The 21,293-nt window shown below is 52.4% G+C and carries 18 protein-coding genes; 4 read left to right on the forward strand and 14 right to left on the reverse strand.

The window, feature by feature from the left end:
• Positions 1-326: 326 nt before the first annotated feature.
• From AC2FNE_RS21390 to AC2FNE_RS21415, 6 genes are all read right to left on the reverse strand, one after another.
• Positions 327-572 (reverse strand): acyl carrier protein, encoded by a 246-nt coding sequence (locus AC2FNE_RS21390; protein ID WP_170476735.1) that lies wholly within the window; start codon positions 570-572, stop codon positions 327-329.
• A 15-nt stretch (positions 573-587) separates the two neighbouring features.
• Complete coding sequence (locus AC2FNE_RS21395; RefSeq protein WP_170608499.1) at positions 588-2,063, reverse strand: class I adenylate-forming enzyme family protein; 1,476 nt, start codon at positions 2,061-2,063, stop codon at positions 588-590.
• Between the two features lie 10 nt (positions 2,064-2,073).
• Positions 2,074-3,399: an alanine racemase gene (locus AC2FNE_RS21400; protein WP_170608497.1), complete on the reverse strand. Its 1,326-nt coding sequence runs from the start codon at positions 3,397-3,399 to the stop codon at positions 2,074-2,076.
• Positions 3,396-3,965 (reverse strand): serine O-acetyltransferase, encoded by a 570-nt coding sequence (locus tag AC2FNE_RS21405; protein WP_170608495.1) that lies wholly within the window; start codon positions 3,963-3,965, stop codon positions 3,396-3,398. The genes AC2FNE_RS21400 and AC2FNE_RS21405 overlap by 4 nt, the downstream gene beginning before the upstream one ends.
• A complete protein-coding gene (locus AC2FNE_RS21410; protein ID WP_174823273.1) occupies positions 3,962-5,035 on the reverse strand; it encodes an amidinotransferase in 1,074 nt (357 codons plus the stop codon). Before AC2FNE_RS21410 ends, AC2FNE_RS21405 begins: the two co-directional genes overlap by 4 nt.
• Before the next feature lie 696 nt (positions 5,036-5,731).
• Positions 5,732-6,715, reverse strand: coding sequence for a LysR family transcriptional regulator (locus AC2FNE_RS21415; RefSeq protein WP_170476742.1), 984 nt, complete (start codon positions 6,713-6,715; stop codon positions 5,732-5,734).
• 177 nt (positions 6,716-6,892) lie between these two features.
• On the opposite strand from AC2FNE_RS21415, the gene AC2FNE_RS21420 reads away from it, so the two are divergent.
• From AC2FNE_RS21420 to AC2FNE_RS21430, 3 genes are all read left to right on the forward strand, one after another.
• Positions 6,893-7,888, forward strand: a complete 996-nt coding sequence (locus AC2FNE_RS21420) for a taurine ABC transporter substrate-binding protein (protein WP_170476744.1) — start codon at positions 6,893-6,895, stop codon at positions 7,886-7,888.
• Positions 7,889-7,958: 70 nt separating this feature from the next.
• A complete protein-coding gene (locus AC2FNE_RS21425; RefSeq protein WP_170476746.1) occupies positions 7,959-8,765 on the forward strand; it encodes a taurine ABC transporter ATP-binding protein in 807 nt (268 codons plus the stop codon).
• Positions 8,762-10,027 (forward strand): ABC transporter permease, encoded by a 1,266-nt coding sequence (locus AC2FNE_RS21430; RefSeq protein ID WP_170608494.1) that lies wholly within the window; start codon positions 8,762-8,764, stop codon positions 10,025-10,027. Before AC2FNE_RS21425 ends, AC2FNE_RS21430 begins: the two co-directional genes overlap by 4 nt.
• 48 nt (positions 10,028-10,075) lie before the next feature.
• Here the strand turns inward: AC2FNE_RS21430 and AC2FNE_RS21435 are convergent, their stop codons facing one another.
• Both AC2FNE_RS21435 and AC2FNE_RS21440 read right to left on the reverse strand, forming a co-directional pair.
• A complete protein-coding gene (locus AC2FNE_RS21435; protein ID WP_170608492.1) occupies positions 10,076-12,511 on the reverse strand; it encodes a GcvT family protein in 2,436 nt (811 codons plus the stop codon).
• Between the two features lie 199 nt (positions 12,512-12,710).
• The gene (locus AC2FNE_RS21440; protein ID WP_496806242.1) at positions 12,711-14,108 is read right to left on the reverse strand and encodes an aminotransferase family protein; all 1,398 of its coding nucleotides are present in this window, start codon (positions 14,106-14,108) and stop codon (positions 12,711-12,713) included.
• 222 nt (positions 14,109-14,330) lie between these two features.
• Between AC2FNE_RS21440 and AC2FNE_RS21445 the strand changes: the two genes are divergently transcribed.
• Positions 14,331-15,959 (forward strand): acyl-CoA synthetase, encoded by a 1,629-nt coding sequence (locus tag AC2FNE_RS21445; protein WP_496806243.1) that lies wholly within the window; start codon positions 14,331-14,333, stop codon positions 15,957-15,959.
• Here AC2FNE_RS21445 and AC2FNE_RS21450 read toward each other — a convergent pair.
• The 6 genes from AC2FNE_RS21450 to fahA all read right to left on the reverse strand — a co-directional run bounded on the left by AC2FNE_RS21450 (position 15,956) and on the right by fahA (position 21,258).
• Positions 15,956-16,297, reverse strand: a complete 342-nt coding sequence (locus tag AC2FNE_RS21450; RefSeq protein ID WP_170608485.1) for a DOPA 4,5-dioxygenase family protein — start codon at positions 16,295-16,297, stop codon at positions 15,956-15,958. The two genes, AC2FNE_RS21445 and AC2FNE_RS21450, sit on opposite strands and share 4 nt — an antisense overlap.
• Before the next feature lie 85 nt (positions 16,298-16,382).
• Positions 16,383-17,021, reverse strand: coding sequence for a maleylacetoacetate isomerase (maiA, locus tag AC2FNE_RS21455; RefSeq protein WP_496806244.1), 639 nt, complete (start codon positions 17,019-17,021; stop codon positions 16,383-16,385).
• A gap of 61 nt (positions 17,022-17,082) precedes the next feature.
• Positions 17,083-17,289 carry a DUF2783 domain-containing protein gene (locus tag AC2FNE_RS21460; protein WP_170608482.1) on the reverse strand — a complete coding sequence of 69 codons (207 nt, stop codon included), beginning with the start codon at positions 17,287-17,289 and terminating at the stop codon, positions 17,083-17,085.
• A gap of 5 nt (positions 17,290-17,294) precedes the next feature.
• Positions 17,295-18,905 (reverse strand): FAD-dependent oxidoreductase, encoded by a 1,611-nt coding sequence (locus tag AC2FNE_RS21465; protein ID WP_170608480.1) that lies wholly within the window; start codon positions 18,903-18,905, stop codon positions 17,295-17,297.
• A 135-nt stretch (positions 18,906-19,040) separates the two neighbouring features.
• Positions 19,041-19,991 carry an MBL fold metallo-hydrolase gene (locus tag AC2FNE_RS21470; RefSeq protein ID WP_170476764.1) on the reverse strand — a complete coding sequence of 317 codons (951 nt, stop codon included), beginning with the start codon at positions 19,989-19,991 and terminating at the stop codon, positions 19,041-19,043.
• Positions 19,992-20,001: 10 nt separating this feature from the next.
• Positions 20,002-21,258, reverse strand: a complete 1,257-nt coding sequence (fahA, locus tag AC2FNE_RS21475) for a fumarylacetoacetase (protein ID WP_170608478.1) — start codon at positions 21,256-21,258, stop codon at positions 20,002-20,004.
• Positions 21,259-21,293: the final 35 nt, after the last annotated feature.

Genomic DNA, 21,293 nt, shown 5'->3' on the forward strand with positions numbered 1-21,293 from the left:
CTCGTCAGCCTCATAACCTAAAGGTCTGAAAAAAACAAAAAACACCAAAACTAAAACCAAAAAAGAATAATAAACGCAAAACTGCCCAAACAACACAAACCAAGCAAAAAAACCCTTATAAGCTCAAAAATAACAGCAGCAGGAGTTCTGTTATTTCGAGCACCGCAAGCAGATTTCAGCGCCTGTCCAAACTGGGTACTGACAGTTTGATCTTATGAGAAAAATAACTTCACCCACCCAATTGAGCAGTTAAAAACTCGTTCTGACCGAAACATCCTCATTAGTAATCCGATGTAACTGGAAATTGCGCGCAACGCCTGTCGGCATCAAGATTTTTGAGAAACAAGTGCTGCAATGCTATCTATGTCTCGAAAATTCTGTTCGTTTATCTCCTCCAGCTCCACATTCACTCCAAGTTCAGATTGAATGCCCATAACAATCTGAAGCAGGCTTAGAGAGTCAACTACACCTGATTGTAAGAGCGGATGTGACGTATCAATGTCGTCCTGCGCTCCGACACATTCTTGAACTATCCGGTGGATGACTTCCGCGGGGTCAGCGGTCTGAACCATTGTTATACTCCTATTTCAATTTTGTAGCCCCAGTGCTTCCATCACCCGATCACGCGTTGCGATCCGATCAGGTTTGCCTGAGGCTTTGTTGGGAATTTCCGGCATCTCTATCACCCAATGGGGCACTTTGTGTGCGGACAGTTGCCGTTTGCAATGGTCCTTTATTTGATCTGCGGAAATAACGTCATCTTCATGTGGAACCACCGCTATCGCAATTTTTTCACCACTCAATGTATCAGGTACACCAATGACGATGGCCTCTATGAAAGAACCTGTTTCCTTGACGACTGTTTCGATTTCAATCGGGTCGATGCGGTGCCCCCGGTGACTGATGGTTAGATTTGATCTCCCTGACAGCACCAAATTACCATTGTGAGTGATTGAACCTGTATCTCCAGTGGCTATGTAGCCGGATGGGTCGCGGATCAACACAACCCCGGATTCTTCCACCTGTGCGACAGCCGTAAATGGTGAACGAGCACTAATTGGACCATGGGAATCGTCCTGCGCGCGAAACTCGACACCCGGAAGGGGACGCCCGACATCTCCGGTTTGGTGCGGTGGCCCTTCATGCGAAATACTTTTGACAGACAGCGCTCCGAAAGCTTCACTCACACCATAGCGAACATCTATACACAGATGCGGAACGCTACTTTGAAGTTGCGAAACCAAAGTGGCGTCGACACTGGCGGATCCAATAACGATACGTTCAATCGGACTAACGTCCGTCAACACACCAAATGCTAGCCCCAAGCGCGCGTAAGTTGGGTTGCACAAAAGGGTTCGGCACCCTGTAGTTCGCATAAGCGCATGGTTTTCACCCGGCGTTTTCTTATCACTACAGACTACTGTGCGGCCGGACCAAAGAGTTTCAAAAACCGATGCCCTACCCATCGCGTGGTTTTGTGGAAGAACCGAGAAAACCGGCGCTTTTGGAAAACTATCGTACCAATCTTGACTTGATCGGAGCGACGCAAGAACAGCGGCAGCCTCAAGGCAAACGGCCTTTGGCCTTCCTGTCGAACCGGAAGTGAATTGAAGCTGAAGGGTGTCAGCAACGGGTAGGCTGCGCCGATCACGGCGCATAACTGTTTCCCCCGAGCCATCCAGAGAAATTACGGAGAACACCGAGGCCCCCAACTCCGCCAGCACCGAGGATTTCGTATCTACCAACAACAACTCGGGTGTAACGACCGAGAGCATTTCCTTATACTCTCTTAAAGTCGCCTGCCGAGGGAAGGCGAGTGAGGCGTGCCCTTCGGCCCAAGCCGCCATCTCGATTGCCACGGCTTCTGGACCGTTTGCAATAGCATGACCGACCACAGTCGCGTTGCTCCCAAGCAAGTTTCGCAATCTTTTACGGTGATCTGCAACGCGGTTAGAGAGTTCGGAAAATGTCGTAGAGCAGATGTCATTGACTACCGCCACGTCGTTTGGGCGGTCGGTGGCAATCGCGTCGAACCATGAAATTAGCTGCTGCCGAGCACTCATCGATTTCCCCCTAGCTAACGACCTGACCAGACAAAACATCCTCGGGTCGACCACGCCGACGCACGAGTTGAACCTGGTCGCCGTCGACGAGAACTTCGGCCGGAAGTGGATGACCCAGAAACAGGACCGGGCTGTAAGACAAGCCGTATGCGCCGCTAGAAGTTATTGCCAGTAGGTCGCCAACGCGCAAGCGAGGTAGTTTCTGGGATGACGCGAACTCATCTAGCGGGAGGCACAATGGTCCACTGATCGCGTATTCTACAATTGGTTCCTCTGAAGGGCGATCCGGAACAACCATAGGGTAACTGCGACGGATCACTGATCCCATCCCCGCTGCCGCGGCGTGGTGGTGCATTCCGCCATCCAACACAAGGTGATTTGTGTTGTCGCTTACTTTAACATCGGTCACCCGTGCGACATATGTTCCTGAAGGCGCTGCGATAAAGCGACCGAGTTCAACATAGTGCTTGCGACGATGTCCGCGAGGGGTATCGATAATTGCGCGAAGCGCATCGCCTGCACTGTATATGTCGAATTCTGCATCGCCCTGAAATAGCGGCACACCAAAGCCGCCGCCGAAATTCAAGTGGTTCACGCGAATCCCATGATCGTCTTCAATCTGATCCGCAAGTTCTACCAAGCCTCTGGCTGACGCGCTCCACGCTTCGGGGTCGAAGCACTGCGTGCCGCCGTACGTGTGCAACCCTCTGAATTCGAATGCGTCATCTGTTGCAAGCCTTTGGGCAAGTGCCGGTACCTCGGTTGCCGGAACCCCAAACCTTGATCCGCTTCCAGACATTCGCATTCTTGACCCTTGCAGGCTTCCGAAAGATTGGACCCGGATGGCGACACCTTGCTTGCGACCCGTCTGCTGGGCAATCCGAGCAAGTCTGTCAGCCTCACCCGCAGATTCGAGATTCACGCATGAAATCTTGGCCGCGACAGCTGTTTCAAGATCCAGAGAAGTTTTTCCGGGTCCGGCAAAATGAATTTCTTCCGGATCGAAACCGGCTGCTTTTGCGACGGCTATCTCTCCAGCAGAAGCGACCTCAGCGCCAGTACCGGCCAAACGAAGTGTTTTGGCAACCATGGCGTTGGAATTTGCTTTGAGGGCAAAAAGAATTTTTACGTCGCTACCCAATGCATTCTGAACGAGTTTGACACGCTCTTTCAGAATACCTGCATCGTAAACATATGCCGGCGTTCCAAACTTTTGGGCAATCGTAGTCAGGGGAACATCACCAACAAGGAAATTTTCCGCTTTGTCGGCGACCGAGTTGACCTTCTTTGACTTCGCACCGGAACTGTTTGAGATATCGGGTTTGGCAAGTGTCATTTAGTGGCCCCAAAAAGAGTTTTGGGAACAACTTTTGCGGGAACGCCAATAGCTACTGAATCCGGTGGAACGTCGGAAATCACTAAAGAATTGGCTGAAACCACAGATCTATCCCCAATTGTTACACCGCCGAGAATGGAGCAGTTACAACCTAAAAAGCAGTCATCACCGATAACCGGAGTGATGCGTTGTTGATTTTCGCGATGCGGACCTGTCCCCAGGGTGACTCCATGCATTATGCCAACTCGGTTTCCGATAACCGATCCAGGATTTATCTGGATATTTCCACCGTGCATGAAATGCGGCTCTTCACCAACTTTTGTGCTGCGCTCCAAGTACAAGCCACCCAACAAGGCTGAAGTGGGTTGGATAGTGGTGTAAATGAAACCCAGTACCTTTCGGAACAACCAAACCTGCCGTTTCGCGGCAAACCGTCCGAAACGATAAACAGACAGCGCCCACATAACGCGGATTCCCGATGGCCTATGCCTTCTCCAGTCGTCCAGAAACACGCGAAATGCCGTTTCAGGCCGCTGCTGGCTCTTATTTTCAATAGCGTCTGTCACGAAAAATAGTCTTTCAGACCCCCACGACGGCGAATATCTACAGTAGCACAGTGGAATGATCCGCCGAATGAATAATTGTTCCTAAATGCAACCGGTATTGGTTCGAGGCCCCAGTCTGAAAGGAAGTCCTGCATTGGTCCCTCTTCCGCCTCAACGACAACCTTCGTTTCACTGAGGTTCAAAACATTCATGGAAAGCCAACGGAACGAATGGAACCAAGGATGGCTCTCGGGCAAGGTAGATCGCGGAGCTTCACGGATTTCCCAATCTGAATGTTTTAGAACTTCGGGCATTTCCTTTAACGGACGATCCGGGTTCACCATCAGTTTCCCAGGTGCCAGCGGAACGAATGTCGCGTCAATGTGGATTGCTCGGTAGTCATCGAATTCAACGCGGTGAATCCGGTACCCTCGCGGTTCAAGGTGGCGACGCAGCCATTCAATACCCATGTCGTTGGTGACGTGGCTTCGTTGGATAAATAGGTCGCGCCCACATCGGGCAATATCCGCAGCATCGAAAAGAGGTTCATATTCGCTGGTGACATAGCTTTCACCGCGCACCCAGTTCGGATCGTAAGAGGAGTCGGACATCTCGGGCTTCGGTGCGGCGGTCCAGCGTGCACCCGAAGCGAAGTACTTTTTAACCAAAGTGCGGTAGGCCCAGAACTCGAAGTAACGCGAGCGCCATGCCATCGGAGCTTCGAGGATTTCATCATCGAAAACGATCAGAACATCCCGAGGGTTGGCCTGGCAGTTGCCGCCGATGCTTGTCCAATTGGGTGTCACAATAGGTCGGGCGTGTTGAACAGTATCCGGGCGCCGGACAGTAACGCCCTCATTTTTAAGGACATTAACGAATTCGTCCAATTCCTGCTTTGCTTTGTTCACGGCAAGCGGAGAAATCGGACGCCCAGCGGCTTGAAGGTGGTAGCTTCTGGAACGTTCGAGATGTTCGACCGCCGTCACAGCCTCGAAACCGATTTCCCAAGTCAGATTGGCAGCACCCTCAAGCGTGCCAACGATGACTTCCTCCAGAGGATCCCATTCATTATTGGATTGGACTACGGACAAAATAACCCCCTTGAACTCGTAACAACTGCGACCCGGGCAACCCGGTATCCGTCACTATCACTTGTCGCGAGGATTCAATTAAATTCAAACATTCAAATTAATCTTCGCGCTTTTAGCGTCAACGCCTAAAAAACGTGACAAACTTTGTCGCCTAAACCTTCCCTTCGTTTCCTTGCATACACGCAGCTGGCAGTAAATTCACCGGCTGTATCGTGGCACAATCTGAACGCTGCAATACCGGAATCCTTAGCATTCTCGTCCGCAACTTGACAAGAAATCTTGATATTATTGTGTCTTAGTTTGACAGAGGAGAAACTCGGCGGATAGCGCAACAGAGCTTGAGCGGAAATCGTGAAGTTCATTCTATGAAAAAAGATCGATACTTTGCGGTGCTTTAGTGAACCGATTGACGCGCATGACCTTCAACCAGCACAACTTGATTTCTAACAAGTTACCGAAAAACACAGTTTTTTGCCGCGAAAATAACGTAAGACACTGTTTCAAATTTGCAGAATAGGCGGGCCCAAATAGAGATTTGATTGTGCTTCGTAAACAATAACTGATGGACGAGCACTTAGAACTTGCCGCTGGGTTAACTTAGAATCACCTGACCGGGTTGCTTAAGTGCTGGAAAACCAAGGCGACGCAAGGTGTTTGAGGAAGATCAAAGAGTGTTTGAGTAAATCTAAAAAGACACTAATGCGGCCCGCCTTTGTTATCCGAAATCGTTCGGAACTCGCTTCCAAGCCAAGGGAACCGGGACGTCATTGGTTCAACAAAATGCAAATCCATCAGGTTTTTCATGGTTCGATGGATAAGTTGTGATGTCGCGATAGGGCAAACGTTGCTGGTAAACAGCGAAACGGTGCGGACAAAGCTTTTGCCAGGAAATGGTAGCACCCTGGTATTTTCATGGTATCGCCTTGCGCGGTAATAGCTGGCTGCCGTTGTTATCGTCCAACCGCTACTGTCCGCGACCAATCCTATTACGGATTGATTGCACTCAAGCTCGAATTTGTTTGGCAAGTTTATCTTGCTGCGCGTTAACTGCATTTCGATCAGCTTGCCAATCGTGTGATCCCGAGAATATCTCAGAAAAGGAAGTGAGTGTTTGGCGCTGATCAGATCCTTGACCTCTCCATTGTAATCCGGCGGGAGGATGACAATAAATGGGTCCCGCATCAGCGGATATTCCATTAGACCTTCGACATTCTCGGCCGGTCGGGTAGCAATTCCGGCATCCAATTTCTGAGCCTGTAATTTCTCGATGATTTCGTGGCTAGGGCGGGCAAAGTGACGAAAATTGCAGCGCGGTAGAGCGGCGGAGAGAAAGCTAAAAAACTCCGGTGCGATTTGGTTATCGAAATCGTCGATCAGCGCCAGTCGCAAATCGGTCGCGTGTTGCCATCTGCCTGATCTGATTTCAGCCTCTCCGCGTTTCAGCGCCGTCATCCCTTCATATACATGCCGGGCAAAGACGGTTCCGGCGGGTGTCAGACCCATTGGCCGACGCCCGTGATCCACCAGTTCAACCCCCAAAGCGCCTTCCAAGCTTCGTAAATGATTTGAGACTGTGCTTATGGATAGCCCTGTTTCGGCTGAAACCTTTTGAACGGATCCCAGTTTGGATATAAGCTGAAAAACTTCCAACCATCTAAGGCTCAATGGTTTTCTGGTCATTGTCGAATCCCGAAATTTAAGCACTTTCGGAAAAGCGAAACAAAGTTTCGCTTTTTTCGCAACAAAATTTTTGATTCACTCTTTCCCAACCCTCAGATTATGTTTCTATCACTTAACCAGAGTTCGAAATCTCACAAAAACCGAACACTGAATACCAGCACGGAGAAAGTAATCAAAATGATCAAGAAAAACCTGTTGACGACGGCCTTCGCCGGGATTGCTGCCTTGACCGCCTCGCAGGCTGCAGCGCTGGACGAAATCACCGTCGCGTACTTCTTAGAATGGCCAATGCCTTTCCAGTATGCCAAAGCGAATGGAACATATGAAGAAGAGCTTGGTGTTAAAATCAACTGGGTGTCGTTCGATACCGGAACGGCCATGTCGGCTGCGATGGCGTCCGGCGACGTTCAGATCGCTGTCAGCCAAGGGGTGCCGCCTTTTGTGGTAACAACCTCGGCAGGTCAGGACATTCAGATCGTGGATGTCGCCGTCAGCTATTCCGATAATGACAATTGCGTCGTGGCAGAAGCCCTGGAAATCGACAAGTCCAGCGCTAAGGAGTTGGATGGCAAGAAAGTCGGAGTACCGATCGGAACTGCAGCGCACTATGGCTTCCTATCGCAGATGGCTCATTTCGGCGTGGACGTCGGTTCCATGGAAATCGTTGACATGGCGCCTGCGGATGGCGCGGCCGCCTTTGCGCAAGGTAACCTGGATATGGTGTGCGGCTGGGGCGGCGCATTGCGTCGTATGGTCGAGCACGGCAACATCCTGTTGACAGGCGCCGAAAAGGAAGAGTTGGGCATTCTGGTTTTTGACGTGACCAGCGCACCTTCCGGCTTTATCGAAGAAGAGCCCGAGCTTTTGTCGAAGTTCCTGAAGGTAACAGCAGATGCGAACGCCAAATGGAATGCAGGTGACGCCAAGGATGAAATGCTGCCGGTAATCGCCAAAGATGCGGGTATGGACCCTGCAGATGCCGAGGCGACGATAGCAACTTTCACATTCCCCTCTGTTGACGAGCAACTGTCTGACAAATGGCTCGGAGGCGGTGCTCAGGAATTCATGAAAGGCGTTGCGAACGTGTTTGTTGAAGCAGGCAGCATCGAATCTGCGTTGGATTCGTATGACGGCACTGTCAATTCAGGTCCTCTGGCTTCCGCGGCCAACTAAATCGAATAAAAAGAAATGCAGACCGGCTCGAATCTCGGGCCGGTCCTTTAATAAGCAGGAAGGATGCAGGATGCCAGAGTTGGACATCGTAGAGTTGTCCATGCGCTTCGACCTACCGAATGGAACTTCGGTTCAGGCGCTGAAGGATGTGTCGCTGAGTTTGAAAGAAGGTGAACTCATGTCCGTTCTGGGCCCGTCAGGGTGCGGAAAGACGACCTTGCTTAACATTGTTGCCGGCTTTCTGGCACCGACCTCCGGCAGGGTAGAGCTCAATGGCCATTTGGTCAAAGGGCCGGATGCTGAACGCGGGATGGTGTTCCAGAAGGGTGCTTTGTTCGAGTGGATGAACGTCCGTGAAAACGTGGAATTCGGCCCCCGAATGAAGGGTATGCCAAAAGCGGAACGCGATAAGATATCGGATCACCTGCTTGAAGTTGTCGGATTGCAGGATTTCAAGGACAAGGCGGTTTATGAGCTGTCAGGTGGGATGCAGCAGCGTGTCGCGCTGGCCCGATGCTTGGCTAATGAACCCGATGTCATTCTGATGGATGAACCACTTGGTGCTTTGGACGCGTTGACGCGTGAAAAAATGCAGGGTCTGGTTCTTAAGCTTTGGAAAGAAACGGGTAAGACAATCATTCTGATCACTCACTCTGTCGAAGAGGCGCTGCTGTTGGGCGAACGTCTGATCGTGATGGCGCCACGTCCCGGGCGAATTCACAAGGAATACAGGCTGCCGTTTGCCGAACGCGGTGTTAACGCCGACCTGCGAGACGTTAAAAAATCCGAAGGTTTTGCCGAGAAACGCGATGAAATCCTGTCGATGATTTGGGAGATGGAAGAAGAAATCATGGGTCGCACGGAGCAGGTCGCATGATTGTACTTATTTTCTACATAGGGCTGTTTGCCGGGGCCTTCTTCATTGTCTATGCATTGCGTCGTGGCCTGCAATCGCGCCAAGATTTCACCAGCCTTAAGACGGTGACCTTTGGTGATGAAAGTGCGGTTAGGGCGGATAGGGCGGCTTCAATAATCTCAGTTGTTGTGATTTTCTTAATCTGGGGTGCGTTCACCGGATCCAAGTTAATGCCAATACACGTTCCGGGCCCGTTCGTAGGTGAGACGCAATTCACCTATACCCTTGAACACCCAGATGGCAGCACTGATGACGCAACTGTATTCGTCCGCGTTCCTTCATTCGGAGAAGAAGTGGAGGATTTCAATGTCGACGCTGGCAGCGGGTTCGCTAAGGACGATGCCTTTGCAGCGCCTGCAGGTCGTTCATCGACCATATTATTTGACAAGAATGATGAAACCTCGCGCAAGGACGGTGCAAAGATCATCGCAATTAATGGCACGCCTATTGGTCAGGGCGACAAAGTGGATAGTGGTGACGGATCAATCACTTTGACTGACAAGGGGGCAATTAGCTTCACGCCGAAACAGGGTCTGCAGATGAACCCGATTTGGTTGCCTGCACCCGAGACGGTTGTGGCCAGATTTTTTGAGATCGCAAATGAGGGCTACCAGAACTTCTCGCTCTGGCAGCACTTGGGATGGTCATTGTTGCGCGTTATTGCAGGTTTTGTCGCCGGAGCTTTGGTTGGTATTCCGTTGGGCTATGCCATGGGCCTTTCGGGTTGGTTTCGAGGCTGGTTCGACCCAATTGTCGAATTTATGCGGCCCGTTCCGCCACTGGCGCTGATCCCGCTGGTCATCATTTGGTTCGGCATTTGGGAAACAGGCAAAATTGTTCTGCTTTTCCTCGCTGCGCTATGGATTATGACCATCGCGGCCCGAGCGGGCGTATCTGGAGTGAACATCTCTAAAATTCACGCAGCCTATTCGCTAGGGGCGTCTAAGTGGCAGATCATGCGTCACGTGATCGTTCCGAATTCGCTTCCGGAAATCTTTACGGGTGCAAGGGTCGCAATGGGAGTCTGCTGGGGTACAGTTGTTGCCGCAGAACTCGTCGCGGCGCAAAAGGGTGCAGGAATGATGATCATCGCGGCCTCGAAATTCCAGCTAACGGACATTGTTATCATGGGTATCGTGATGATCGGTATCATTGGTTACGGGATCGATATTTTGATGCGCAAGGCCGAAAACTGGCTTGTGCCGTGGAAAGGTCGCAGCTGAACGCGCAAAACTCGCAGAAAACCCCGGGGAGCGCCCGGGGTTTTTTCTTTAGCTGCGAATTCTAACGAAATCTGGATCATAGGGCGATGGCGCAATGACATGCACGTTGACCCGATCGCCGCATAAGTCCAGCTCCATGGTTGCACCTTCTTTTGCAAACTCAGGCAAAACAAATGCGTAAGCCAAGTTCATTCCAACGCGGTGTCCCCAATCGCCGGACGTAATTGTGCCTACGACGCGGCCATTTTCCATCAGCGAAGCCCCGCTATGCGCGGGCGCGTGTTCACAGTCCACGCGCAGCGTCACAAGTTTACGATTTGGTCCTTTGGCATGGCGATCCACTAACGCATCTTTGCCTACAAAGTCATTTTTTTCGAACTTCACAAACCGATCTAATCCGGTCTCAAACGGATTGAACTCGGTTAGCAGATCAGCTTTCCAATGGAGAAAACCTTTTTCCATACGCATTGAATCCACGGCTCGTGCACCGAATAAGCGCAAGCCATAAGCCTCGCCTGCCTTTCGTAAGGCGAGATAGGCCGCATAAAGCGAAGCGTTGGGAACATGGATTTCGTAAGCAAGCTCGCCGGAAAAACTGACCCGCATAACAGTGGCGGGTGCTATTCCTACGAAGCACTCCCGCACGCATAGCCACGGGAAAGCATCGTTTGACCAATCTCCCCGCGCACAGGCTGCCAGTACGTCACGCGCGTTGGGTCCGGCCAGGACTAATATTGTCTGTTCGTTTGTCAAAGATCGGATATTGACGTCTTCGTCATCGTGAACATGACTGCTGAGCCAGTCCATGTCGTGATACTCGCTGGCGGCAGCCGACCCGTACCAGACTCGATCCGGCCCCCGGTCACTGGCGGGTAGATTGGCCAGTGTGGCCTCGCCCTTTACCATCCCATGGTGATTCAGCAGGTATCCAAGCCCAACCCTTCCGTTCCGTCTTGTCACCGTGCCGCAGAACATTCGGTCAAGAAACGCGTGACGATCCTCACCTGTGATTTCGAAACGGTTGAACCCGTTGACTTCACACAAGCCAACATTTTCCTGAACTGCTTTGACTTCACTTGCAACGACATCGAATACTTCATCGAAACTGAAACTCAGAGCGTGATCAAAATCTGAAGCAGGTTTGATAAAATCAACCCGCTCCCACCCGTTCACTACCGCGAACTCCGCGCCTTCAGCTGCCAAGACAGGCGTCAGAGGCGTGGTTTTGGCTGGTCGCCCGGCGGGGCGGTGCTCATGAGGAAAGTGAAAGCGAAATTCGTTCTGGTAATCTTCGATTGCCTTCAAACCAGTTAACTCGACATTGGCGTGGCCAGTGAACCGACGCGGGTCAAGAACCCATGTATCGTAACACGCCTCGCCATGAACAATCTGTTGCGCCAACAACCACCCATGGCCGCCGCCTTCCCCCAGCCCGGCGCGCAGGCCGATGATACAGAACGCGTTGCGTTTGCCGGGTATTGGACCGACAAGGGGGGCGCCATCAATCGTATAGGTGATTGGCCCATTGACGACGGTGTGAATGCCGACCTCCATCAGCGCAGGCATTCTGGCAAATGCCCCTTCCAATACATCAGTAACGCGGTCCAGGTCATCGGGACAAAGCGCATTGACGAAATTCGGGTCAATTCCGTCCATACCCCACGTCTTACAATCCTGTTCGTAAAAACCGACCAAAAGACCGTTCTTTTCCTGACGGCAATAATAATCACTGATCGGACAACGGATAAGCGGCATTCTGTGGCCCGCTTCTTTGATTGCAGTTATCTCTTCGGTCAGAAAATATTGATGCTCCATCGCTGCCACGGGATGGTGCACACCCATCATCGCGCCAACTTCGTTAACCCTGTAACCGCAAGCATTCACTACAATATCGCAGTCGATATCGCCGTGTTCAGTGTGTACCGTCCACGTGTCGTCCTTATGCTGGGTCAAGCCGACCACGGGAGTGTTCCGATAAACTTCGGCCCCAGCCTTTCGGGCACGCCGGGCCAAAGCCTGACACAGTTGTGCTGGGTCGATATCGCCATCCAGCGGATCCCACAGCCCGCCAATCAAATTTTCCGTAGAAATCAGAGGGTGTCGACGTGCGCATTCCTGTGCGCCTATGACTTCAAAGTGAACATCCATTCCACGCGCCATTGAGGCAAAGTGGCGATATCCTTGCATTTGAGCCTCGGTATTGGCCAGCCGAATGCCACCATCCCCGTGGTGGTAGTTAATTGGGTACTCGGGGTCGTTGGCCAATTCCTTGTACAGATTGATAGAATGAGTCTTAAGGCCCACCATAGTCTGGTTTGCGCCAAAATTAGTGACTTGGGCTGCAGAATGCCAAGTTGTTCCGCTGGTCAGTTCATTACGCTCAACCAGAACAACATCTGTCCATCCTTCTTGAGTAAGGTGATACAAAGTCGAGCACCCGGCGATGCCTCCGCCGATAACCACAACCTTTGTCCGAGATTTCATAAGGCCGCCTCCGGTAACTTCCGAGGCATTAGGCTGAGCATTCCAACGGAACCGCAATACCGGGAGCGAATGTCAGAAAAAATCGAAAGAGAGATGCGAAAAAATGATATTTCCGCGCGGCTTTTCACCGCGCGGTTTATTTGGTTTTCTACTTCGTCTCATGCGAGCAATTTCGCCACAGACTTTTGCCAGCGATGGCTTATCCGAAAACCCGTCCTAGTGCGCCGTCGACTGCATCGGTTATCTGATCGATATCATCAGCGGTCGCAATCAGTGCCGGCGAGAAGCAAAGCGTGTTGTTCCGGCTAGGGATTGATCGGTTGGTCGCGCCAATTATCACGCCCTGCGCCATACAGTCGGCCACAACAGCCTGAACTTTCTTTTCATCCATAGGTTCTTTGGTCGCCCGATCCGAAACAAGTTCCGCACCAAGGAAAAGACCCTTGCCGCGCACATCCCCGATCACTTGGTGTTTTTCCATCAATCCATGAAGGTTGCCCATCAGACGCTCACCCATGTCGGTGCAGTTCTGCAGCAGATTTTCATCCTCGATGATGCGCATGTTTTCAATCGCTGCCGCTGGACCAGCGGTGCAGCCACCGAAAGTGGAAATGTCTCGGAAATAGTTCAACGGATCCGAGGCGTCGTCCTTGAACATGTCGAATACTTCCTCAGTTGTGACCATAACGGCAATGGCCGCATAACCCGAGGCGACGCCTTTGGCCATCGTTACGAAATCTGGCTTGATGCCGTATTGCTGGTAGCCAAACCAAGTGCCGGTCCGGCCAACGCCGCAGACGACCTCGTCGATATGCAGCAGCACGTCGTATTTTTTACAGATCTCTTGGACGCGTTCCCAGTAGCCCTCTGGCGCTTCGATCACACCGCCGCCCGCTGTGACAGGTTCCAGGCACAAAGCGCCCACTGTCTCGGGACCCTCGCGCAGAATTACCTCTTCAATAGCGTCGGCTGCTGCCTTGCCAAATGCTTCGCCGGATAGGTCCTCCAAGCCGAGCTCGTGCTTGCGATACTCCATGCAGTGAGGAACACGGATAAAATCGGGTGCAAACGGTCCGTACTGAGCGTTGCGTTCATCCTGACCGCCCGCCGACATCGCCGCCAGAGTCGAGCCGTGGTAGTCACGGTCGCGGTAAAGGATTTTGGTTTTTTTGCCGCCATAGCGTTTATGGGCGATCTGGCGAACCATTTTGAACGCCTTCTCGTTCGCTTCGGAACCGGAGTTCGTGTAGTAAACCCGGCTCATACCAGGCATTTTGTCGATCAGTTTTTCAGCAAAAATAGCACCCGGAATCGAACCCGCTGAATTTGCAAAATAGCACAGCTTCATCAGCTGATCATACACGGCCTTGCATATCGATTCGCGACCATATCCAACATTGACCGTCCAAACACCGCCTGACACGGCGTCCAGATGTTCTTTGCCATTCTGGTCCCAGACGCGCATGCCCTTGCCTTCGACAATGATACGCGGATCGTTGGTTTCAAAGGGTTTATGCTGCAGCAGATGGTGCCAGATGTGAGCGCGGTCTGCCTCAACTACATGAGAGAGGTCGTTTTCGTTGAACGTGCCGTCCATGACATGTCCTTTCAGTCAAATGCGATGTTCCGGATGTGGGAACAGTCCCACGATAGCATGAATTTGCGATAGCACAGATCACCGCGAATGGCCTGTCGACAATAGGGCCAGATGGGATGATAGATTATCGCCAGACCCTTGGCTTGCGGTATTTCTACGGGTTTGTCACGCAGCCAACTTTGTGATCAATTCGCGCCAACCGAGATTTGGGAGGATCCGCAAATGGCAGCATCAAATATTTACGAGCGTCATTTGGACAAATGCGCCGCAAATTACACTCCGTTGACGCCGGTAAGCTTTATTCAGCGTTCGGCGCATGTTTATCCCGACTATCCATCGGTAGTTTACGGAGCCCGCCGATACACTTGGGCGGAAACCTATGCCCGTTGCTGCCGTCTTGCCAGCGCGCTGTCGGCACACGGTGTGCAGTCGGGGGAAACGGTTTCCATTATTGCAGCGAATATCCCTGAACTGTACGAAGCGCATTTTGGCGTCCCAATGATCGGAGCAGTTCTAAATGCAATAAACACGCGGTTGGATGCGGCGATTATCGCGTTCATTCTGAATCATGCCGAGTCAAAGGTCCTGTTTGTCGATCCAGAGTTTTCCGGCGTAGTTAAAGAGGCCTTAAAACAGGTCGAACGCGACCTGTTGGTCATCGATATTGAGGACGCTTCTTTCAAAGGTGGTGAGAAACTGGGTACTTTGTCTTACGACGCTCTGTTGGCGGAAGGAAATCCGGAGTTCGCTTGGTCTCTGCCTGCCGACGAATGGGACGCGATCACATTGAATTACACGTCAGGGACCACGGGTAATCCAAAGGGTGTGGTGTACCATCACCGCGGAGCTGCGTTGAACGCACAGTCGGACCTGCTGGATTGGAACATGCCGAAACACTCGGTGTATCTTTGGACACTGCCAATGTTTCACTGCAATGGATGGTGTTTCCCCTGGGCGATGGCGGCAAACGCTGGAGTTTCAATTTGTCTGCGCGCAGTACGCGCGGAACCAATTTATGCCGCTTTCAGGGACGAAAAGGTTACTCACTTTTGCGGAGCTCCGATCGTATTGAACATGTTGGCCAACGCGCCGGATGAACTCAAGGATTTCGATCACGAGATCAAGGTGATGACTGCTGGTGCCCCACCACCCGCTGCAGTTATCGAAAAGATGGAAGGTATGGGAATAGAGGTCACGCATGTGTATGGCCTGACCGAAACCTACGGCCCTTCAGTGGTTTGTGCCTGGAAAGACGAATGGAACGACAGGACCGCCGAGGATCGCGCAGCGCTCAAAGTCAGGCAGGGCGTTCGGTACACTGCCTTGTCGGGGTTAATGGTGGCTGACCCAGAGACAATGGAACCTGTTCCCGCCGACGGAGAGACGATGGGCGAGATATTCATGCAAGGCAACGTCGTGATGAAAGGTTACCTGAAGAATGCCGATGCAACGGACAAGGCATTCAAGGGCGGATGGTTTGCGTCAGGCGATTTGGGCGTCATGCATCCTGACGGCTACATCGCGCTGAAAGACAGGTCCAAAGACATCATCATTTCAGGCGGCGAGAATATCTCATCCGTTGAAGTCGAGGATGTTCTTTACAAGCATTCTGCAGTAATGGATGCCGCCGTAGTTGCCCGCCCCGACGACAAGTGGGGAGAGACGCCCTGTGCGTTTATCGAATTGAAGCCGGGGAGCGACGCAACCGAGGCTGAAATCATCAGTTTCTGCCGGGAAAACATGGCCCATTTCAAAGCGCCTAAAACGGTTGTGTTTGGTTCATTGCCCAAGACGTCGACGGGTAAGATCCAAAAATTCAAACTGCGGGATCAAGCGCGTGCTTTGGGTTAAGCATTCGTCTTTTCGAAAATTGACAGATCAAGCTTTAACATTTCGCCCATCCAGAGGGCGCGATCCCGGTGGTCAGCCAAGTGGTTGCCAGTTTCTGGATGGGTGAAAATAGTCAAACCGTTTCGATTCAGCATCAGCCACGGAATTACTTGGTCAAAGGCGTCGGGGGCAAAGCCCAGCTGACAGCTCCAGCGCGGATGCGGACCAACATTTCTGGCGTGCATCCGACCCATCTGTACGGGAAACAGCCGAGAGACATCTTCGCATAGCTTTTGTGCGAGGTCTTGCGTTTCTGCATCGAAGTAAACGTGCGCATGATAGCCGGTAATCTCTGGCATGGCGTATCCTTTGAATTTTGGAAGAGCCTACACAAGAACGGCACGCTGTCACTTCGTTGTTGTCACACAGTGTCTGTGCGCGCGGTCAGGTCGGCGCATTCGCGTCAGGATACGCTGCTGCAAAAGCCGGAAGATTGCCGCAAGCTGCCTCAACTGACAAAAGTTTAGGCATATCAGACAGATCGACCTGCCAACGCCTGGCATTGTAAATCTGCGGCACAAGGCAAATGTCGGCAAGTCCTGGCGTTGAGCCGGTGCAATAAGGTGCCTGTTTAAACCCGCTCAACAATGCCTCAAACGCCAGCAGACCGGGGCGAATGAAATGGCGCATCCAGCTTCCGGGCATGTCGTCGGCGCCGTCACTCAGTTCAGTGGCATGTCGGGCGACGGAAAGGTTGCAGACTGGATGAATATCGACGGCGATACTGTAAGCTAAAGCTTGAGCCGCAGCCCGTTCTGCTGGTTCGTTTGGCAGAAGGTTCAAGTTTCGCGTCCGGTCCAGATAATCGAGAATAGCGAGTGACTGTGTAAGGCGCAGCCCATCAATATCTAGAACCGGAACCAGCCCCTGCGGGTTTCGGGACAAATGCGAAGCCTCCCGGTGTGCTCCCTTAACCAAGTCGACAAATTCCGAGCGATAGCTGATTTCGGCCATATTCAGCGCGATCCGTACCCGGTAGCTGGCCGAAGATCGCCAGTAGTCATAAAGTATTACATCCGACATTTGAGCCTCTGGCTATCTTGGGTCATTGGCGGCAATGACGGCTCCAATATTTGTTTCATTTTTATGAAGGCTCATTCTTTTGAAGCGCAGCCGCCTTTATCGCCTGTTTCAGGATATTGTTGTCTCCTATGTGGTTGGCCAGAACCAAAATCAACCGAGCATTCAGAGCGTCGCTGTCCTGTCTTTCAAGCCCTTCATGGGCCTCAAGTAGATCGGCGTAAAAATCATCGGCGTGATCGAAATTCGCTGAAAGGATCAGATCGGCCATGATTTTTACTCCTTACCCGTGGCGCGGTGCATCGCGTGCCGGAATGCGTTTTCTTCAAATGTATCGCGTCTGGCCGCGACGTGCTGATCGGGTCGGATCAAATAAACCGCACTGGTCGCGTCACCTAGATAACGGCGTTTCAATGCCAGCGTTGGGTCGTCCTTTATTGACAATGCAAGTCTTGGGACAGGCACGCCGTCCACTTCAAAGTCATCCGGTGCGTCTGCGTCTATGGTCAGTAAAGTGAATCGATTGGCCAATTTGGGCAACAGAAAGGTGTCACCCAGCGGCGCGTCGGGGCAGGGCGATCCCGGTCGGGTGCTTGCCGGACCGTTCAGCCCATCTGCCGAGTTCAAAGGCGAGCCGTCATAGGTACAAGGCGTGCTCAAGCGACCGGAGTTGACCATCGGACGCGCAAAATCATAATGCTCGCTAAGGTCCAGAACGGCGTCGCGCAATATGCGGGACATTGGTGACTTGGGCGTGATGAAATCCGTCGAACGGGTGGAATTCAGAATGTTTTCGTCAGCTCCGAGGATCCGCTCGAGATCATAGCTGTCCAACAAGGATTCCGGCGCGCTTCCGTCCAGCACCATTTTCAGCTTCCAGCACAGGTTATCAGTGTCCTGCAAACCGGAATTGGCTCCGCGCGCTCCAAATGGGCTGACTTGGTGCGCGCTGTCACCGGCAAAAATCACACGTCCATGGCGAAATTGCTCCATGCGGCGACATTGGAAAGTATAGATACTGACCCATTCCAGTTCGAATTTAACATCCTCGCCCAACATGGCCTTGAGACGCGGGATCACATTCTCGGGGCGTTTTTCTTTTTCTTTATCGATATCCCACCCCAGTTGCAGGTCGATCCGCCAGACACCATCAGGTTGCTTGTGCAGCAACGCCGACTGGCCCCTGTTGAACGGAGGGTCAAACCAGAACCAGCGTTCCGACGGAAAATCGGCATCCATCACGACATCGGCAATCAGAAAGTTATCCTCGAACACACGCCCAACGAAATCTTCGCCCAACATGGTTCGCATTGGAGAAGCAGCGCCGTCGCAGGCGATTACCCAATCGGCTTCGACGGTGTAAGACCCCTCGGGCGTATCCACCTCAAGCCGGACGTGATCAGGATGGGTTCCGACTGCTTCAACCTTATTGCGACCGCGGATTTCTATTGGTGCACCTTCGGATTGCAGCTCGCGGACACGGTTGACCAAAAACTGCTCCAGATAGTATTGTTGAAGGTTGATGAACGCCGGTCTTTGATCTCCTTTTTCGGGCTGCAGATCAAATTCATAGACTTGCCGGTCGTCAAAAAAGACCTTTCCCTTGTTCCACAAAACGCCCTTGTCGACCATGGCCTGCCCACAGCCCAACCGATCAAGGATTTCTAACGGGCGTTTGGCAAAGCAAATGGCGCGACTGCCAAAACTGACCTTGTCATTATCATCCAGCACGATAACTTCGACACCCTGCTGGGCCAGATCGATGGCTGCCGCCAGCCCAACGGGGCCAGCGCCGACAACAATGATCTTGTGGCGGACCGGTACCGGCGCCGCCTGGTCCGGGTTGGATTGATAGGCATACAGCGGAACTTCGAATACCTTGTTCACAGTTGCTCTCCCCTTCCATGGCTCAGAGGGCGTTCGACGAAAGCGCCCCGCGCAGTTTGGCTGTAGGATTTGGCTTATCGTCTCATTATCCGTAACGACCCGACACGATCTGGATCAAGTTCAGGCCGGGATTTATTAACCTTGCAAAGCCTCCCACATTTCAAGATCTCGCTGGGCAGTCCAGATACGAGGGGTGTCGATCCCGCGAGCTTCGTCATAGGCACGGGCTACGTTAAACGGAAGGCAGTGCTCGTATATTGCATAGTTTGAAAATTTTGGGTCGCATTCAGCACGAACTGCGTCCCATGCTTCTTTCAATGTGCCACCGCGTGCAGCAACCTTGGCGGCAGGTCGGTAGGTGCTGTCAACGAAATCGCGGGTGTTTTCGATGGCGGCGTTGACCATGTCCTTACCGACCAGCGCATCGCCCCGTCCTGGTGCAATCGCATCCACGTCGAACCACTTTATCTCATCCAACGTGTCACCCCAGTCACCGAAATGCCCGTCGCCGCAGTAGCAAGCAGAGTGATATTCAACGATGTCGCCAGTGAACATCACGTTCTGATCGGGCACGTGGATAACAATATCTCCAGCAGTATGAGCGCGGCCCAGATGCATTAAATCGACCCGTCGATTGCCCAGATAGATTGTCATGGTGTCGCTGAACGTGGTGGTTGGCCAGGTTAGCCCGGGAATGCTTTCATGACCTTCGAACAGGCGTGGGAAACGCTGGAATTCGCTGTCCCAGTCTTCTTGGCCGCGTTCCACAACCATGGCGCGGGCCATGTCCGACATTACAATCTGTTGCGCATTAAAGGCGCTTGCACCAAGGACGCGTACAGCATGGTAATGGGTAAGCGTCACATGGGTGATCGGTTTGTCGGTAACCGAACGCACGCATTCGATAACTTTGTTCGCAAGTCTGGGTGTCGCCTGCGCTTCGACGATCATGACACTGTCGTCACCGATGATCACACCTGAATTCGGGTCACCTTCGGCTGTAAAGGCATACAGCCCGTCGCCAACTTCGGTGAAAGAGATTTTCTTTTCGGACATGTCCCCCTGGGACGCGAATGCTTTGGCCATGGTGGGTTCCTTATCGTGCGTAGGGGTTTTCAAGGGCAGGCAAAACGGTACCAACGCAGTCGCCAAATCCGATGGTGTATCCATCGCCGTTGGCTATGCCTTTCAACGTCAGGGTGTCGCCGTCTTCGATGAAGCTACGCGTTTCGCCAGTTGCAAGTGTCATCGGTTCCTTCCCACCCCAGCTGAGTTCCAGAAGCGAACCCCGCTCAGGTTTGGACGCACCGGAGATCGTTCCAGATCCTAGAAGATCACCGACATTCATTGGACAGCCTGACGTCGTGTGGTGCGCCAGTTGTTGAGCGGCCGAATAGTACATCTGGTTATAGTTAGTCCGAGCAATTGTGGTTTCAGGTTTGCCTTCAGGGGCAATCGTTACCTCTAGATCGATGTCATAAAGCATGGGGCCGCAATCTTTGAGGTGGTCCAGCAACTCGAACTCACGTTCTGGTGTGGCGCAACGGAACGGTTCAAGGGCGGGTTTGGTCACGATCCAAGGGCTAATCGAAGTGGCGGTGGCCTTCGCTTGAAACGGCCCAAGCGGCTGATATTCCCACGCCTGAATGTCGCGGGCTGACCAATCATTAAGCAGAACATAACCAAAAATTTGATCGTCGGCTTCCTGCACCGATATCGGACCGTCTGAAGGTGTGCCAACGATCGCTCCCATCTCGAGCTCGATGTCAAAGCGCCGACACGGAAGGAATGCGGGCTTGTCATGGTCTGGTGACTTCAATTGCCCCCAAGGACGACGGATATCTGTACCAGAGACTACTACTGATGATGCGCGCCCATTGTAGCCGATTGGTATGTGCAGCCAATTCGGGGGCAGTGCGTTTTCCGGACCACGAAACATGGTGCCGACGTTAAAAGCGTGATTTCTGCCCGCATAGAAATCAGTATATTCGCTAACTGCGAACGGCATATGCATCTCGACGTCGGCCTGTGGAACAAGCAACGTTTCAACACGTTCCTGTTCTACTGATCCTTCTGCCAACAGCTCAGTCAGGCGCTCGCGAAGGGCGGCCCAGACGGCCGGACCTTGTTCCATTAGCGGGTTCCAGAAGGGAAGATCGAAGAGCGGTTCATCGGAAAGGGAAATTATCCCCCTTGCTTCGGCTTCTGTTACGTTTAGGATCAGGTCGCCGATCGCAACACCACACTTTGGTTCATCGTCTTTAATCGAAAACACGCCATAGGGCAGGTTATTCAGTGGAAACGGGTGTCTTGCGTCATTGGCAGATGTCACCCAAGAGAATTTCAATGGCATGTTTCGTCCTTAGTTGTCGCGCGGACAGGCGTTTC

This window comes from Ruegeria sp. YKSD179 (genome assembly GCF_059612885.1).

Bases quoted from the DNA above. Each gene is read 5' to 3' on its own strand.
- AC2FNE_RS21425 (WP_170476746.1), top strand. From the start codon at position 7,959: ATGCCAGAGTTGGACATCGTAGAGTTGTCCATGCGCTTCGACCTACCG.
- AC2FNE_RS21400 (WP_170608497.1), bottom strand. From the start codon at position 3,399: ATGACACTTGCCAAACCCGATATCTCAAACAGTTCCGGTGCGAAGTCA.
- AC2FNE_RS21395 (WP_170608499.1), bottom strand. From the start codon at position 2,063: ATGAGTGCTCGGCAGCAGCTAATTTCATGGTTCGACGCGATTGCCACC.
- AC2FNE_RS21470 (WP_170476764.1), bottom strand. From the start codon at position 19,991: ATGGCCAAAGCATTCGCGTCCCAGGGGGACATGTCCGAAAAGAAAATC.
- AC2FNE_RS21420 (WP_170476744.1), top strand. From the start codon at position 6,893: ATGATCAAGAAAAACCTGTTGACGACGGCCTTCGCCGGGATTGCTGCC.
- fahA (WP_170608478.1), bottom strand. From the start codon at position 21,258: ATGCCATTGAAATTCTCTTGGGTGACATCTGCCAATGACGCAAGACAC.
- AC2FNE_RS21390 (WP_170476735.1), bottom strand. From the start codon at position 572: ATGGTTCAGACCGCTGACCCCGCGGAAGTCATCCACCGGATAGTTCAA.
- AC2FNE_RS21415 (WP_170476742.1), bottom strand. From the start codon at position 6,715: ATGACCAGAAAACCATTGAGCCTTAGATGGTTGGAAGTTTTTCAGCTT.
- AC2FNE_RS21435 (WP_170608492.1), bottom strand. From the start codon at position 12,511: ATGAAATCTCGGACAAAGGTTGTGGTTATCGGCGGAGGCATCGCCGGG.
- AC2FNE_RS21450 (WP_170608485.1), bottom strand. From the start codon at position 16,297: ATGCCAGAGATTACCGGCTATCATGCGCACGTTTACTTCGATGCAGAA.
- AC2FNE_RS21445 (WP_496806243.1), top strand. From the start codon at position 14,331: ATGGCAGCATCAAATATTTACGAGCGTCATTTGGACAAATGCGCCGCA.
- AC2FNE_RS21460 (WP_170608482.1), bottom strand. From the start codon at position 17,289: ATGGCCGATCTGATCCTTTCAGCGAATTTCGATCACGCCGATGATTTT.
- AC2FNE_RS21440 (WP_496806242.1), bottom strand. From the start codon at position 14,108: ATGGACGGCACGTTCAACGAAAACGACCTCTCTCATGTAGTTGAGGCA.
- maiA (WP_496806244.1), bottom strand. From the start codon at position 17,021: ATGTCGGATGTAATACTTTATGACTACTGGCGATCTTCGGCCAGCTAC.
- AC2FNE_RS21430 (WP_170608494.1), top strand. From the start codon at position 8,762: ATGATTGTACTTATTTTCTACATAGGGCTGTTTGCCGGGGCCTTCTTC.